This is a genomic window from Arthrobacter sp. MDT1-48-3, assembly GCF_054511015.1.
In genome coordinates, this window is sequence record NZ_JBTNDL010000002.1 from 274,473 (window position 1) to 290,717 (window position 16,245).

Here is a 16,245-nt window from a genome sequence, read left to right on the forward strand (position 1 = left end):
CTAGGCGAGAACTCCCATTGGCAGAAGCCAATGGGAGTTCTCGCACGGGCCTAGGCCCCGGCCGCCTGACGCTCGGCGGCCTCGACGACGTTCGTGAGCAGCATCGCGCGGGTCATCGGCCCCACTCCCCCGGGGTTCGGCGAGAGCCAGCTCGCCACCGACGCCGCCTCCGGGTCGACGTCGCCGGTCAGCGTCGCCTTCCCGGTGTCCGGGTCCTCGACGCGGCTCACGCCGACGTCGAGCACGATGGCGCCGGGCTTGAGCTGCCCGGCCGGGATCATGTGCGGGATGCCGGCCGCGGCGACGACGACGTCGGCCCGTCCGAGGTGGTCGGCGAGGTCGACGGTCCCGGTGTGCGCGAGGGTCACGGTCGCGTTGACCTGCTTGCGCGTCAGCAGCAGGCCCAGTGGACGGCCGACCGTCACGCCGCGTCCGACGACGAGGACGTTCAGCCCCGTGAGCGCCACGTCGTGGCGGAGCAGGAGCTCGACGATGCCGTGCGGGGTGCAGGGCAACGGGGAGTCCATCGGCGCGTTGACGTTGAGGACGAGCCTGCCGAGGTTGGTCGGGTGCAGGCCGTCGGCGTCCTTCGCCGGGTCGATGCGCTCGAGGATGGCATTGGTGTCGATATGGGCGGGCAGGGGGAGCTGGACGATGTAGCCCGTCGTGGCGTCGTCGGCGTTCAGCTCGTCGAGGACGGCTTCGAGCTCCTCCTGCGTGATGGTGTCCGGCAGGTCGCGACGGACCGAGGTGATGCCGACCTGGGCGCAGTCGCGGTGCTTGCCGGCCACATAGGAGGAGCTTCCGGGATCGTCGCCGACGAGCACGGTGCCGAGGCCGGGAGTCACCCCGCGCTCGCGCAGCGCGCTCACGCGCTCGGTCAGTTCCTCCTTGATGCGTGCGGCTGTCGCCTTGCCGTCAAGGATGCGGGCGTTGTTCATGGGGAAGATCCTTCTCTAGTCGCTCGTCCAGCTGTTCGAGCAGGAATGCCTTGCCGCGGTCGCAGCAGCCGGTGAAGCAGCACTCTGCGGCGGGAATGTCGAAGTCCGGTGACGCCGCCGCCCTCGAGGAGAGGGCGGCGCGGAGGATCGGATCTACCACTCCTCCTGGCCCGGGTAGAGCGGGAAGTCCGCCGCGAGTGCGGAGACGCGGGCGCGCAGCGCCTCGACGTCGGGCGACGGCTTCAGGGCGGCCGCGATGATCTCCCCGACCTCGGTGAACTCGGCGGCGCCGAAGCCGCGGGTCGCGAGCGCCGGGGTGCCGATGCGCAGGCCGGAGGTCACCATCGGCGGGCGCGGATCGAACGGCACGGCGTTGCGGTTGACCGTGATGCCGACGGAGTGCAGGACGTCCTCCGCCTGCTGGCCGTCGAGGGAGGAGTTGCGGAGGTCGACGAGGACGAGGTGGACGTCGGTCCCGCCGGTGAGGACCGAGACGCCGTGCTCGGCGACGTCCGCCCCGGTGAGGCGCTCGGCGATGATCCGGGCACCCTCGAGGACGCGCTCCTGGCGCTCCCTGAACTCGGGCGAGCCGGCGATCTTGAAGGCCGTGGCCTTGCCGGCGATCACGTGCATGAGCGGGCCGCCCTGCTGGCCGGGGAAGACGCTCGAGTTGAGCTTCTTGGCCCACTCCTGCTTGGCCAGGATCACGCCGGAGCGCGGGCCGGCGAGGGTCTTGTGCACGGTGGACGTGACGACGTCGGAGTGCGGCACCGGGCTGGGGTGGACGCCCGCGGCCACGAGGCCGGCGAAGTGCGCCATGTCGGTCCACAGGAGCGCGCCGACCTCGTCGGCGATGGAGCGGAAGGCCGCGAAGTCGAGCTGGCGCGGGTAGGCGGACCAGCCGGCGATGATGACCTGGGGCTTCTCGGCGAGCGCCTGCTCGCGCACACGCTCCATGTCGAGGCGGTGGGTGTCCTCCTCGACGCCGTAGGCCGCGACCTCGTACAGCTTGCCGGAGAAGTTGAGCTTCATGCCGTGCGTCAGGTGTCCGCCGTGCGCGAGGGACAGGCCCATGATCTTCTCGCCCGGCTTGATCATGGCGGCGAGGGCCGCGGCGTTGGCCTGGGCACCGGAGTGCGGCTGCACGTTCGCGAATTCCGCACCGAACAGGGCCTTGACGCGTTCGATCGCGAGGTTCTCCGCGACGTCGACGTGCTCGCAGCCGCCGTAGTACCGCCGCCCGGGGTAACCCTCCGCGTACTTGTTGGTGAGCACGCTCCCCTGCGCCTCGAGGACGGCGCGCGGCGCGAAGTTCTCCGAGGCGATCATCTCGAGGGTGTCCCGCTGACGTGCGAGTTCGTCCCGCAGGACGGCGGCGATCTCCGGGTCCACCTCGGACAGGGGCGCGTTGGTGACGGAATCTGCGGCAGCCTGGGATGGAGCCGTGGGCGAAGTGGTCATCGGTTGATCCTTCTGTGGGTCTCGCAAGAGGTCAGCTTGAGTCGCGGGTGAGGCGGCGGATCGATCATCCGCGCCCCGGCCGCTCAGAAACGTGACCCGCGGCCCAGGCGTGCGATCCGTGGTCTGCACTGGAAGCACGGGTCCTCCCGGGGGGATCGATCCGGCTCCATGCCGCTTCCTGGTGGTTGCCCACCCTACGCCAGTCGCGACGGTCCCATGCTAGCCGTACGACGGCGTGCCCCGCCACCGCTCCCTGCGTACTCCCGTGCGGGGCGCCCGGCCCGCGTGCTCCGCCTCCTCGGCATCCGCCCGAAGGGGCGGGCTCCCTCCCGGGCCCGTGGCGGGAGCCCGCGGAATACGGGATCATGCCGGCCCGTTCGGGATGAGTGGAACGGTGTCCCGACAGACGGGCGCCGCCGGGGAGGTCTTGGTCATGCTCGGGTCGGTTCAGCAGGTATCGGCGGGCGGGGAACCGCGCCGGGTGCGCGTCGTCGTGATCGGTGCGGGCCAGGCGGGGCTGAGCAGCGCGTACCACCTGAGGCGCCGGGGGCTCGAGCCGCACCGGGACTTCGTGGTCCTCGATGCGAATCCCGCGCCGGGTGGTGCCTGGCTGCATCGCTGGCCCGCCCTGACCTTCGATGCCGCCCACGCCCTCCACGACCTGCCCGGCTTCCCGCTCGGCACGCCCGACCCCCAGGAGCCCGCCTCGCAGGTGGTCCATCGCTACTACGGGGCCTTCGAGCGGGAGTTCGACGTGCCGGTCGTCCGACCGGTCACCGTGCTCCGCGTCGAGTCGGCCGACGACGCGTCCAGCGGTGGCGCGGACGACGGTGGCGCGGACGACGGCGCCGGCCCGCTGAGGGTCGGGACGACAGATGGTGCATGGATCGCGGACGTCGTCATCAACGCGACGGGCACCTGGGACCGCCCGTACTGGCCCTACTACCCCGGCCGGGACCTCTTCACGGGCCGCCAGCTGCACACGCACGACTACCGGTCGGCCGCCGAGTTCGAGGGCCGGCGCGTCCTCGTGGTCGGCGGAGGGACGTCCGCCGTGCAGTTCCTGCTCCAGCTCCACGAGGCCGGTGCCCATCCCCTGTGGTCCACCCGCCGCCCGCCGGCCTTCACCCGCCGGCCGTTCGATCCGGAGTGGGGCAGGGAGGTCGAGGCCGAGGTCGACGCCCGCACGAGCGCCGGGCTCCCACCGGCCAGCGTGGTGTCCGTGACCGGGTTGTCCCTCACCGCCCAGTACCAGGCCGGGATCGACGCCGGCATCCTCGTGTCGCGGGGACCACTGGCCCGGCTCCTGGACCACTCCGCCGTGTTCACCGACGGATCGGAGGAGCCGATCGACGTCGTCCTGTGGGCCACCGGATTCCGGGCCGCGCTGGACCACCTGGCCCCGCTGCGCCTCCGCGAGCCTGGCGGCGGCATCCGGATGGACGGCGTCCACGTCCGACGGGAGCCGCGACTCCTGCTCGTCGGCTACGGGGCATCGGCATCGACCCTCGGCGCCTCCCGTGCGGGCCGCACCGCGGCGGCAGCCGCGGTCGGCGCCCTCCGAAGCATCGCGTCACACGAGGGGCCTGCCGGTAATCTGGCGTAGGTGACCTCCCCCGACACCTCCCGTTCCTATTCGCTGACGCTCTCGTGCCCCGACAGGCCCGGCATCGTCCACGGCGTGTCCGGCGCCCTGGTCGGCGTGGGCGCCAACATCACCGAGTCCCAGCAGTACGGGAGCCCGGACACGGGCACCTTCTTCATGCGGGTGGCACTCGCCACGGACGCGCCGGAACAGGAGCTCCGCTCGGCCCTCGAACCCGTCGCCGCGGAGTTCGGGATGGAGTGGGCGCTCGCGGAGTCCGAGCGGCGGACGCGCACGCTCATCATGGTCTCCAGGGCCGCGCACTGCCTCAACGACCTCCTGTTCCAGCACCGCTCCGGCACCCTGGCCATCGACATCCCGGTGATCGTGTCCAACCACCGTGACCTCGAGGACCTCGCCGCCTTCTACGGGGTCGAGTTCCACCACATCCCGGTGACATCCGCGACCAAGGCGGAGGCCGAGGCCGAACTGCGAGCCCTGATGGACCGGCACGACATCGAACTCGTGGTGCTCGCCCGCTACATGCAGATCCTCAGTGACGAGCTCTGCGAGGACCTGCTCGGGCGCGCCATCAACATCCACCACTCGTTCCTGCCGTCCTTCAAGGGGGCTCGGCCGTACCACCAGGCCCACGCCCGAGGAGTGAAACTGATCGGCGCCACAGCCCACTACGTCACCGGCGCCCTCGACGAGGGGCCGATCATCGAGCAGGAGGTCATCCGCGTGGACCACGCGCGGACGGCAGAGCAGCTCACGTCGATCGGGCGCGAACTCGAGGGCAGGGCCCTCGTCCAGGCGGTGCAGTGGCACGCCGAGCGCCGCGTCCTCCTCGACGGGCGCCGCACCATCGTCTTCAACTGACGGATCCGAGCGAACCCGCCTTCACCGGCCGCCCTTCGCCGACCGGCACCGATCACTCCCCGGCCGGCCGGGCGTCGCCTAGGCTGGCGCCATGGCACACCTGATCCCCTTCCGCGGCAAGACCCCTGACGTCAGCGATTCGGCATTCACCGCCCCGACGGCCTCCCTCATCGGCGAGGTGGTGCTGGGGCCCTTCGCGAGCGTGTTCTACGGCGCCGTCGTGCGGGCCGACACCGCGGCCATCCGGATCGGCGAGGGCACGAACCTGCAGGACAACGTGGTGGTCCACGCCGATCCGGGGTACCCCGCGCACATCGGCGCCGGCGTGAGCGTGGGGCACGCCGCCGTCGTGCACGGCTGCACCATCGAGGACGACTGCCTCATCGGCATGGGAGCCACGGTCCTGAACGGTGCCGTGATCGGCTCCGGCTCCCTCGTCGCCGCGGGCGCCGTGGTGCTCGAGGGGACGGTCGTCCCCCCGCGCTCCCTCGTGGCCGGCGTCCCGGGCAAGGTGCGCCGGCAGCTCGACGACGCCGAGGTCGACGCCGTGAAGGCCAACGCCGATCGCTACCGGTCCCTCGCGCAGGAACATCGCGCCGCGTTAACTTCTTGACTACAAGGGAGCCCTGCGGCACCCTAGAGATCATGCCCGCAGATCCCCCCTCGACGGCGAGGACAAGCCTGAGCGCCCCGCTTCCGAAGCCGGGCTCGCAGTCCGCCCTGCGCGAGCAGAACCAGCAGCGGGTCATCGCGGCCCTGATGAGCGGCGGGCCCCAGACGCAGGCGGAGCTGTCGCGGCAGACCGGACTGTCCACGGCGACGGTCTCCAACATCGTCAAGGTGATGGCCGCGACCGGCGTCGTCAGCACGGCTCCGACCACCAGTTCCGGCCGGCGGGCGCTGTCGGTGATCCTCAACGACAACGGCCAGGTGGCCGCGGGCATCGACATCGGCCGGCGCCACCTCCGCGTCGTGCTCGCCAGCCCGAACTACCGCGTCGTCCAGGAGGCGGCCGTCAGCCTCCCCCTCGGCCACAGCGCGGTCGACGGACTGACCGCGGCGTCGGACCTCCTCGACACCCTGCTCGAGAACGGCGGGATCGGCCGCAGGTCCCTCCTCGGCGCGGGCATCGGCATCCCGGGCCCCATCGACCGCAGGACGGGCACGGTGGTGCAGGGCGCCATCCTGCCCGAGTGGGTGGGGATCAACATCCACGAGACCTTCGGCGAACGGCTGCAGGTCCCCGTCTTCATCGACAACGACGCCAATCTCGGTGCCCTCGCGCAGGTCACCTGGGGTCCGCACAGCGCCGTCGAGAACCTGATGTTTATGAAGGTCGGATCGGGCATCGGCTCAGGTCTGGTCCTCAACGGATCCCTGTACTACGGCAACGTCGGGGTCACGGGGGAACTGGGCCACACCACCATCAACGAGCACGGCGTCATCTGCCGCTGCGGCAACCGCGGCTGCCTCGAGACGGTCGCCTCCACCTCGACGATGATCGAACTGCTCAGCCGGGGCAGCAACGAGACCGTGGACACGCAGCGCATCATCGACTGGGCACTCGCCGGCGACACGGCGGCCCTGCGGGTGATGGACGACGCCGGTGTCGCCATCGGCCGGGCACTGGCCCATACGGCCAACCTCATCAACCCGGAGACGATCGTCATCGGCGGACCGCTGACCAGTCTCGGGGACATCCTGCTCGAGCCGGTCCGCCGTGGCCTGGCCCGCCATGCCGTGCCGATCGTCGGCGAGACCACGAACGTCTGCATGTCCTCCCTCGGTGATCGCGCCGAGGCCCTGGGCGCGGCAGCCGTCGTCCTCGCCCAACCGGGTTTCACCCCCGCCCTGGCGAGTTCTGCCTAAAGTTTTCCTCTGTTTTCACCGGAGGTTGCGTTCAACAGTTGACGACAACGCCTCCTACCGTGTTCAATTCTTTCGGGCCGAGGTTGGGCCTGCACCAAGACAACGCCGTCACTGCGGGAGGCTCCATGAAGAACCACACCATCCTTGAGATGCGTTCCATCACCAAGGAATTCCCGGGAGTCAAAGCCCTTTCCGACGTGTCGCTGGCGGTCCGCGCAGGCGAGATCCACGCCATCTGCGGCGAGAACGGTGCCGGCAAGTCCACGCTCATGAAGGTCCTCTCGGGGCTCTACCCCTACGGCGACTACTCGGGCGACATCGTCTTCCAGGGCGAGGAGGTCCAGTTCAAGGACATCCGCTCCAGCGAGGCCGCGGGCATCGTCATCATCCACCAGGAACTCGCCCTGATTCCCGAGCTCTCCATCGCCGAGAACATCTTCCTCGGCAACGAGCCCACCCGCTTCGGCGTGATCGACTGGGACTACGTCAACCGGACCACGCTGGAGCTCATGGCCCGCGTGGGCCTCAGCGAGGACCCGACCACCAAGGTCAAGGACATCGGCGTCGGCAAGCAGCAGCTGGTCGAGATCGCCAAGGCCCTCAACAAGTCCGTGAAGCTCCTCATCCTCGACGAGCCCACCGCGGCCCTGAACGAGTCCGACTCGCAGCACCTCCTCGACCTCATGGCAGGCCTGCGCTCCAAGGGGATCTCGTGCATCATGATCTCCCACAAGCTCAACGAGATCGAGCAGATCGCCGATTCGATCACCATCATCCGTGACGGCAAGTCGATCGAGACGCTGCACGTCAAGGACGACGGCGTCGACGAGGACCGCATCATCCGCGGCATGGTGGGCCGGTCCCTGGAATCCCGCTTCCCGGACCACACCCCGACGATCGGCGAGACCTTCTTCGAGGTCCGCAACTGGACCGTCGGCCACCCCTCGGTGGCCGACCGCCTGGTGTGCAAGAACTCCAGCTTCCATGTCCGCCGCGGCGAGATCGTCGGTTTCGCCGGCCTGATGGGTGCAGGACGCACGGAGCTCGCCCGCTCCGTCTTCGGACGCTCCTACGGCAACTTCAAGTCCGGGCAGATCCTCATCAACGGCAGGGAGGTCACGCTGCGCTCGGTCCCCCAGGCGATCGACGCCGGGCTCGCCTACGTGACCGAGGACCGCAAGTCCCTCGGCCTGAACCTGCTCGACGACATCAAGACCACCACGGTGTCCGCCGACCTGAAGAAGATCACCAACGGCCTCGTCGTCGACAAGGACGAGGAGTTCCGCGTCGCCGAGGAGTACCGGAAGTCGCTGCGCACCAAGACGCCGAGCGTCAACGAGGGCGTCGCCAAGCTCTCGGGCGGCAACCAGCAGAAGGTGGTCCTCGCGAAGTGGATGTTCACCGACCCCGAGCTGCTCATCCTCGACGAACCCACCCGCGGGATCGACGTCGGGGCGAAGTACGAGATCTACGGCATCATCCAGAAACTCGCGGACCAGGGCAAGGGCGTGATTGTCATCTCCTCGGAGCTGCCCGAACTGCTCGGCCTCTCGGACCGCATCTACACCATCTTCGAAGGCGCGATCACGGGAGAAGTGACCCGTGAGGACGCGAACCAGGAATCCCTGATGAAACTCATGACCGCCAGCAGGAAATCTGCCTGACCGTAGCTCCCTAGGAAAGACACCATGAATTCCCTCAAACAAATCTTCGGCGGGAACACCCGCCAGTTCGGGATGATCTTCGCCCTGGTCGCGCTCGTCGTGTTCTTCCAGTGGCGCACGGGCGGCAAGACGCTCACGTCCGTGAACATGATGAACCTCTTCAACGGCAACTCCTACATCCTGATCCTGGCGATCGGCATGGTCCTCGTGATCATCGCCGGGCACATCGACCTCTCCGTCGGGTCCATCGCAGCGTTCGTCGGCATCGTCGTCGCGATCGCGATGCGGGACTGGGGGATCCCCTGGTACCTCGGCGTGCTCCTGGGCCTGGTCCTCGGCGCGGTGATCGGGATCTGGCAAGGTTTCTGGGTCGCCTACGTGGGCATACCGGCGTTCATCGTCACGCTCGCCGGCATGCTCCTGTTCCGTGGCGCCAACCAGTCGGTCGGCAACTCCCTCACCGTCCCGGTGCCCGAGGGCTTCCGGTACCTCGGCGCGGGCTACCTCCCGGAGGTCGGCCCCACCACCGGCTACAACAACCTGACCCTCCTGATCGGCTTCGCCCTCGTGGCATTCGTGATCTACAGCGAGTTCCGCGGCCGCCGCAAGCTCGAGAGGATCAAGGCCGACGTCCCCCCCATGTGGGTCCCCGTCACCAAGGTCGTCCTGCTCTCCGCCGTCATCCTCTACGCGACGTACCTGTTCGCCACCGGTCGCCCCGGCACCTCCTTCCCCGTCCCCGGCCTGATTCTCGGCGTCCTCGTGATCATCTACGCCTTCATCTCCAACAAGACGATCCTCGGCCGCCACGTCTACGCCGTCGGCGGCAACCGCCACGCGGCCGAACTCTCCGGTGTGCAGAGCAAGCGCGTGAACTTCATGGTCATGATGAACATGTCCATCCTCGCCGCCCTCGCCGGCATGATCTTCGTCGGCCGTTCCACGGCGTCCGGCCCGTCCGACGGCGTCGGCTGGGAACTCGACGCCATCGCGGCCGTGTTCATCGGCGGCGCTGCCGTCACCGGTGGCGTGGGGACCGTGGTCGGATCCATCATCGGCGGCCTCGTCATGGCCGTCCTCAACAACGGACTCCAGCTGCTCGGCGCGGGCGCCGACGACACCCAGATCATCAAGGGCATCGTCCTCCTCGTCGCCGTCGCCTTCGACGTCTACAACAAGAGCCAGGGCAAGCCGTCCATCATCGGCCTGCTCACCAGGAACTTCGGCGGAGGTGGCGGCGGCGCGAAGGCCGGCACCCCCGATCCCCGGCCTGCTCCCACGGAACAGGCCGTCGGAACGAAGGAAGTCATCTCCCACGACGTCTAGGAACCGGATGGGACCGGCTTCCCGGGCGACAACGCTCCACCCGTCCACCCAGCAAGAGCAATAGAAAGAGAATGGAAATGCGTAAATTCGCAAAATCCGTCGCAGCCATCGCTGCGATATCAGCACTGGCGCTGACAGGATGCGGCCGCGAAGAGGCGGCCCCCGCGACCGAGGGCGGCGAATCTGCAGCCGCCGGTTTCGAGACGGGGTCCGCCATCGGCGTCGCACTCCCGCAGAAGACGTCGGAGAACTGGGTCCTCGCGGAGCAGCTCTTCAACGACGGCCTGACCGAGGCCGGCTACGAGCCGGACGTACAGTTCGCGAACGGCGGCGTCGCCGAGCAGCAGAACCAGATCAGCTCCATGATCACCAACGGCGTGAAGGTCCTCGTCGTCGGCGCCATCGACGGCGCGCAGCTCGGCACCCAGCTCGCCCAGGCGAAGGAGGCCGGCATCACGGTCGTCGCCTACGACCGCCTGCTCCTCAACACCGACGCCGTGGACTACTACGTGGCCTACGACAACTTCAAGGTCGGCGAGCTGCAGGGCCAGGCCCTCCTCGACGGCATGAAGGCCGCCAAGCCCGAGGGCCCCTACAACGTCGAGCTGTTCGCCGGATCGCCCGACGACGCCAACGCGAAGGTCTTCTTCGACGGTGCCATGAGCGTCCTCCAGCCCGAGATCGACAACGGCAACCTCGTCGTCGTATCGGGTCAGGAGACCTTCGAGCAGGCCGTGACCCAGGGCTGGAAGGCGGAGAACGCCCAGAAGCGCATGGACACGCTGCTCTCGGGCAGCTACGGGACCGAGGAGCTCGACGGCGTCCTCTCCCCCAACGACACGCTGGCCCGCGCCATCCTGACCTCGGTCGAGGGTGCAGGCAAGACGCTCCCCGTCGTGACCGGCCAGGACTCCGAGGTCGAGTCCGTGAAGTCCATCATGGAGGGCAAGCAGTACTCCACGATCAACAAGGACACCCGCGCCCTGGTCGAGCACGCCATCGAGATGGTGAACGGCCTGCAGGCCGGCGAGGAACTCGAGATCAACGATCCCGACTCCTACGAGAACGGCGTGAAGACCGTTCCCGCCTACCTCCTCGAGCCGCAGATCGTCACCAAGGACAACGCCGCGGAGGCGTACGCCGACGATCCCACGCTGTCGGCACTCACCAAGTAGCACCGATCCGGATCCGTCCGGCAGCAGCCCCCCGACGCCCCCCTCCCCGGTCGTGTCCGCTTCGTTCGTCTCCCGGCGATGGACGCGGGACCACCGCAGCGGCAAGGATAGGTCCATGAACCTCCAGAACCGCATCGCCGTTCCCCCCTGCGCCGAAGCAGGCGCCCCCAGTCCGATCGACGCCACCGGCCGTCCCCTCACGTGGGGTGTCGTCGCCACGGGCGGCATCGCCGGCAAGGTCACCCAGGACATCGCGCTGCTCGAGGACGCCGTGCTGCACGCCGTCAGTTCCCGCAGTGCGGACAGCGCCGCCGCCTTCGCCGACCGCTTCGGGTTCGCCACCAGCTACGGTGACGACGGCGGGGTCACGGGATTCCAGCGGCTCATGGACGATCCCGAGGTGGAGGTCGTCTACATCACGACGCCGCACGCCCAGCACTACGACGTCGCGAAGGCCGCGCTGACCGCCGGCAAGCACGTGCTGTGCGAGAAGCCGTTCACCATCAACGCCACCGAGGCGGAGGAACTGGCAGGACTGGCGGCCGAGCGCGGGCTCTTCCTCATGGAGGCGGTCTGGACGCGCTTCCTGCCGAGCATCAACCGTGCCTGGGAGATCATCGCCTCCGGCGAGCTGGGCGAGATCCGGTGGGTACAGGGAGACCTCGGATTCCCCGCACCGCAGGATCCCGGCAGCCGCCTCTGGGACCCGAAGGCCGGGGGCGGTGCCCTGATGGACCTCACGGTCTACCCGCTCACCTGGGCCCTGGGCTCCCTCGGCTTCCCGGACTCCGTCTCCGCGCTCGGAACGCTGAACAGCGACGGCGTCGACGTGCAGAACGCCGTCACCCTGAGCTACGGGAACGGGGCGTACGCCCAGCTGTCGTCGTCGCTCGTCGCCTCCTGCCCGGGTCAGGCGACGGTCGCCGGATCGAAGGGCTGGCTGAAGACCGGTGGCGGAAACCTCCACAACCCGAAGGAACTGACCGTCCGGATCGGTCAGGAGGAGCCGAGGGTGGAGCACTTCGAGCAGGTCGGCGCCGGGTACACCTACGAACTGCGCGAGGTCACGCGCTGCATCCAGCAGGGGCTGACCGAGAGCCCCACGATGCCCGTCGGTGACACGGTAAGGACCATGCGCCTGCTCGACGGCGTACGGGCCCAGATCGGGCTGCGCTACGCGAACGACGCCGTCTGAGGGTCCGCCCGCGTCGTCCCGGCAGTCGGGCATCGAAGAACGGGCCCCCGCGGTCGCTACCGCGGGGGCCCGTCCGTGTCCCGGAACGTCGCCTGCGCCGGTGGACTCCTGTCCACCGGCTGGAGCGACGGAGCCTACCGGGCGAGGATCGCGAGGACCTCCGACAGCTTGGCGGAGGGACGCATCACCTCGGTGACCTTCGTGACGTCGGGGTGGAAGTAACCGCCGATGTCGGCGGGTGAGCCCTGCACGGCGAGCAGCTCGGCCACGATGGTGTCCTCGTTGCCCGTCAGCGCCTCCGCGACGCGGGAGAAGCTCTCGGCGAGTTCGGCGTCCTGCTCCTGCCGGGCCAGCTCCTCGGCCCAGTAGCGGGCGAGGAAGTAGTGGCTGCCGCGGTTGTCGATCTCACCGACGCGGCGGCTGGGCGACTTGTTCTCGAGCAGGAACGTGCCGGTGGCGCGGTCCAGCGTGTCGGCGAGGATCTGCGCGCGGGCGTTACCTGTCGACGTCGCCAGGTGCTCGAAGCTGACCGCGAGGGCGAGGAACTCACCCAGGCTGTCCCACCGGAGGTGGTTCTCCTTCACGAGCTGCTGCACGTGCTTCGGAGCGGACCCGCCGGCGCCGGTCTCGAAGAGTCCACCGCCGTTCATCAGCGGGACCACGGAGAGCATCTTGGCGCTCGTGCCGAGCTCGAGGATGGGGAACAGGTCCGTCAGGTAGTCGCGCAGCACGTTGCCGGTCACCGAGATGGTGTCCTCGCCCCTGCGGATGCGCTCGAGCGTGAAGGCCGTCGCATCGACGGGCGTCATGATCTGCAGCTCGACGTCGTCCGTGTCGTGCTCCGCCAGGTAGGCCTGGACCTTGGCGATCAGGTTCGCATCGTGCGCCCGGCTCTCGTCGAGCCAGAACACCGCGGGCGTCGCCGAGGCACGGGCACGCGTGACGGCGAGCTTCACCCAGTCGAGGATGGGCGCGTCCTTGGTCTGGCAGGCGCGCCAGATGTCACCGGGCGCGACGTCGTGCTCGATCAGCACGGTGCCCTCGGCGTCGAGGATCTGGACCGTGCCGGCCGCAGGGATCTCAAAGGTCTTGTCGTGGCTGCCGTACTCCTCGGCCGCCTGCGCCATGAGGCCGACGTTGGGGACGGTGCCCATGGTGGTCGGGTCGAAGGCGCCGTGGGCACGGCAGTCGTCCAGGACGACCTGGTAGATGCCGGCGTAGCTGCTGTCGGGGATGACGGCCAGCGTGTCCGCTTCCTTGCCGTCCGGTCCCCACATGTGGCCCGACGAGCGGATCATCGCCGGCATGGAGGCGTCGACGATGACGTCGCTCGGCACGTGGAGGTTGGTGATGCCCTTGTCGGAATCGACCATGGCGATCGCCGGGCCGTCCTCCATGCCCTTCGAGATCGCCTGCTGCACTCCCTCGCGCACGTCCTCGGGAAGCTTGTCGAGGCCGCCGAGGATGGACGCCAGGCCGTTGTTCGGGCTCAGGCCGGCAGCCGTCAGCTGCTCACCGTAGGTCTCGAAGAGCTCGGGCAGGAAGGCGCGGACCACGTGGCCGAAGATGATGGGGTCCGAGACCTTCATCATGGTGGCCTTGAGGTGTGCCGAGAAGAGCACGCCCTCCTCCTTGGCGCGGGCGACGGAGGCCTTCAGGAAGCTGTTGAGTGCTTCGGCCCGCATGACCGTTCCGTCGACGACCTCGCCGGCGAGGACCGGGAAGGAGTCCTTGAGGACCGTCACGGAACCGTCCGCGGCGACGTGCTGGATCGAGATCGTGCCGTCGGCGGGGATCACGACGGACTGCTCGTTGGAGCGGAAGTCGTCGCCCGTCATGTGCGCGACGTTCGTCCTGGACTCCGGCGTCCAGGCACCCATGCTGTGCGGGTTCTGGCGTGCGTAGTTCTTGACCGACGCGGGAGCCCGGCGGTCCGAGTTCCCCTCGCGGAGGACGGGGTTCACGGCGCTGCCCTTGACCTTGTCGTACCGCGCGCGGACCTCCTTCTCCTCGTCCGTCGAGGGGTGGTCGGGATAGTCCGGCAGCGCGTAGCCCTGTCCCTGGAGCTCGGTGATGGCGGCCTTGAGCTGCGGGATGGAGGCGCTGATGTTGGGCAGCTTGATGATGTTGGCGTCCGGCGTCTTCGCCAGTGCGCCGAGTTCCGCGAGCGCGTCCGCCTGTCGCTGGTCCTCGGTGAGGTGATCGCCGAAGAGGGCGATGATGCGGCCCGAGAGCGAGATGTCGCGGGTCTCCACCTCGACACCCGCCGTGGAGGCGAACGCCTCGATGATCGGCAGGAACGAGTAGGTGGCCAACATCGGCGCCTCGTCGGTGTGGGTGTAGATGATCTTGGCCATGGGTGGCGTCTCCCTGGTGCTCTTGCGTTGTGCGGTCGGTTGGGGCTTGCCCATCGGCTCTAACTTACCGAGGTCCCCGAGGCATCGCCTAACGGCGGACCCGATGGAACGACGGCGTCGACGGGTGTATCCCGCAGGTCGCCGGTGGCCGGAGCCGCCGGCGCGCCTGCGGGGAGGTCAGTGGAAGAAGTGGCGTGCGCCGGTCAGGTACAGCGTCACGCCGGCCGCGTCCGCCGCGTCGATGACCTCCTGGTCGCGCACCGAACCGCCCGGCTGGACGACGGCGCGGACACCGGCGTCGAGCAGGATCTGCAGTCCGTCCGCGAAGGGGAAGAACGCGTCGGACGCCGCGACCGAGCCGCGGGCACGCTCGGCGTCGGCGAGCGAGTTGGCGCGCTCGACGGCGAGCCTGCAGGAGTCCACGCGGTTGACCTGGCCCATGCCCACACCCACGGCTGCGCCGTCCTTCGCCAGCAGGATGGCGTTGGACTTCGCGGCCCGGCAGGCCTTCCAGGCGAAGCGGAGGTCGGCGAGCGTGGCGTCGTCGGCGGCCTTCCCGGCGGCCAGGGTCCAGCCGGAGGGGTCGTCGCCGTCGGCGTCGAGCGTGTCCGCGACCTGAAGGAGCACCCCTCCGGAGACCTGGCGGAACTCCACGGGGTTCCGGCCGTAGCCCTCGGGCAGGGTCAGGAGCCGGATGTTCTTCTTCTGCGAGAGGATCTCGACGGCCCCGGCGGAGAACGACGGCGCGATCACGACCTCCGTGAAGATGTCCTTCACCGTGGCGGCCATGCCGGCGGTCACCTCGCGGTTCGCGGCGATGACCCCGCCGAACGCCGACACCGGGTCGCAGGCGTGGGCCTTGGCGTGGGCGTCGGCGATGGGGTCCTCGGCGTCTGCCGAGCCGACCGCGACCCCGCACGGGTTGGCGTGCTTGATGATCGCGACCGCGGGCTCCTCGAAGTCGAAGGCCGCACGGAGGGCAGCGTCGGCATCGACGAAGTTGTTGTAGCTCATGGCCTTGCCGTGGAGCTGGTCGGCCTGGGCGATGCCCGGCGTGGCGCCCTTCTCCACGTACAGTGCCGCCTGCTGGTGCGGGTTCTCGCCGTAGCGGAGCACCTCGGAGCGCTCGAGCGCGAGGCCCGCGTAGCCCGGCCAGGTGAAGGCGTCGTCGTCGGTCTCGAACTGCTCGGCGGTCCAGGACGCGACGGCGGTGTCGTACGCGGCGGTGTGCGCGAAGGCGAGGGCGGCCAGCCGGCGTCGTGCCTTCAGGTCGAAGCCGCCCTCCGCGGCCGCCGTGACCACGTCACCGTAGCGGGCGGGGTCCACAACGACGGCGACCGACGGGTGGTTCTTCGCGGCGGACCGCACCATGGCGGGTCCACCGATGTCGATCTGCTCGACGACGGCGTCGGGCTCCGCGCCCGAGCGCACCGTCTCGACGAAGGGGTACAGGTTCACCACCACGAGGTCGAACGCCTCGATGTCGAGCTCGGCGAGCTGGTCGACGTGCTCCTGCCGGCGGCGGTCCGCGAGGATGCCGGCGTGGACCTTGGGGTGCAGGGTCTTCACGCGCCCGTCGAGGGTCTCGGCGAATCCGGTCACCTCGGACACCTCGGTGACGGGGACACCTGCGGCGGCGATGCGCTGCGCCGTCGAGCCGGTGGAGACGATGGAGACGCCCGCACGGTGCAGGCCCTGCGCCAGCTCCTCCAGGCCGGTCTTGTCGAACACCGAGATCAGTGCTCGGCGGATGGGGACACGGTCGAGGTGGGTCAGGCTCACGCAGATCT

Annotated in this window: 12 protein-coding genes; 8 read left to right on the forward strand and 4 right to left on the reverse strand. The window is 69.2% G+C overall.

The window, feature by feature from the left end; all coding sequences use genetic code 11:
* Positions 1 to 50: 50 nt before the first annotated feature.
* Both ACX80L_RS06200 and glyA read right to left on the reverse strand, forming a co-directional pair.
* Positions 51 to 941: a bifunctional methylenetetrahydrofolate dehydrogenase/methenyltetrahydrofolate cyclohydrolase gene (locus ACX80L_RS06200; RefSeq protein WP_208740646.1), complete on the reverse strand. Its 891-nt coding sequence runs from the start codon at positions 939 to 941 to the stop codon at positions 51 to 53.
* 153 nt (positions 942 to 1,094) lie between these two features.
* Positions 1,095 to 2,402, reverse strand: coding sequence for a serine hydroxymethyltransferase (gene glyA / locus ACX80L_RS06205; RefSeq protein WP_459288370.1), 1,308 nt, complete (start codon positions 2,400 to 2,402; stop codon positions 1,095 to 1,097).
* Positions 2,403 to 2,835: 433 nt separating this feature from the next.
* Here glyA and ACX80L_RS06210 point away from each other — a divergent pair, with 433 nt between their 5' ends.
* The 8 genes from ACX80L_RS06210 (at position 2,836) to ACX80L_RS06245 (ending at position 12,098) form a co-directional block, all read left to right on the forward strand.
* A complete protein-coding gene (locus ACX80L_RS06210) occupies positions 2,836 to 4,008 on the forward strand; it encodes an FAD-dependent oxidoreductase (protein WP_459288808.1) in 1,173 nt (390 codons plus the stop codon).
* A complete protein-coding gene (gene purU / locus ACX80L_RS06215; RefSeq protein ID WP_459288372.1) occupies positions 4,009 to 4,869 on the forward strand; it encodes a formyltetrahydrofolate deformylase in 861 nt (286 codons plus the stop codon).
* A 91-nt stretch (positions 4,870 to 4,960) separates the two neighbouring features.
* Positions 4,961 to 5,482: a DapH/DapD/GlmU-related protein gene (locus ACX80L_RS06220; RefSeq protein ID WP_133082728.1), complete on the forward strand. Its 522-nt coding sequence runs from the start codon at positions 4,961 to 4,963 to the stop codon at positions 5,480 to 5,482.
* 32 nt (positions 5,483 to 5,514) lie between these two features.
* Entirely contained in the window at positions 5,515 to 6,738 is a 1,224-nt protein-coding gene (locus ACX80L_RS06225) for an ROK family transcriptional regulator (protein WP_459288374.1), read from the forward strand.
* Positions 6,739 to 6,863: 125 nt separating this feature from the next.
* A complete protein-coding gene (mmsA, locus tag ACX80L_RS06230) occupies positions 6,864 to 8,402 on the forward strand; it encodes a multiple monosaccharide ABC transporter ATP-binding protein (protein ID WP_133082726.1) in 1,539 nt (512 codons plus the stop codon).
* 24 nt (positions 8,403 to 8,426) lie between these two features.
* Complete coding sequence (gene mmsB, locus ACX80L_RS06235) at positions 8,427 to 9,728, forward strand: multiple monosaccharide ABC transporter permease (RefSeq protein WP_133082725.1); 1,302 nt, start codon at positions 8,427 to 8,429, stop codon at positions 9,726 to 9,728.
* 77 nt (positions 9,729 to 9,805) lie between these two features.
* Positions 9,806 to 10,903: a substrate-binding domain-containing protein gene (locus tag ACX80L_RS06240; RefSeq protein WP_459267567.1), complete on the forward strand. Its 1,098-nt coding sequence runs from the start codon at positions 9,806 to 9,808 to the stop codon at positions 10,901 to 10,903.
* Positions 10,904 to 11,018: 115 nt separating this feature from the next.
* Entirely contained in the window at positions 11,019 to 12,098 is a 1,080-nt protein-coding gene (locus tag ACX80L_RS06245) for a Gfo/Idh/MocA family protein (RefSeq protein ID WP_459288376.1), read from the forward strand.
* A gap of 134 nt (positions 12,099 to 12,232) precedes the next feature.
* Here ACX80L_RS06245 and ACX80L_RS06250 read toward each other — a convergent pair whose 3' ends face one another.
* Entirely contained in the window at positions 12,233 to 14,455 is a 2,223-nt protein-coding gene (locus ACX80L_RS06250; protein WP_459288378.1) for an NADP-dependent isocitrate dehydrogenase, read from the reverse strand.
* A 177-nt stretch (positions 14,456 to 14,632) separates the two neighbouring features.
* Entirely contained in the window at positions 14,633 to 16,237 is a 1,605-nt protein-coding gene (purH, locus tag ACX80L_RS06255; protein ID WP_459267564.1) for a bifunctional phosphoribosylaminoimidazolecarboxamide formyltransferase/IMP cyclohydrolase, read from the reverse strand.
* Positions 16,238 to 16,245: the final 8 nt, after the last annotated feature.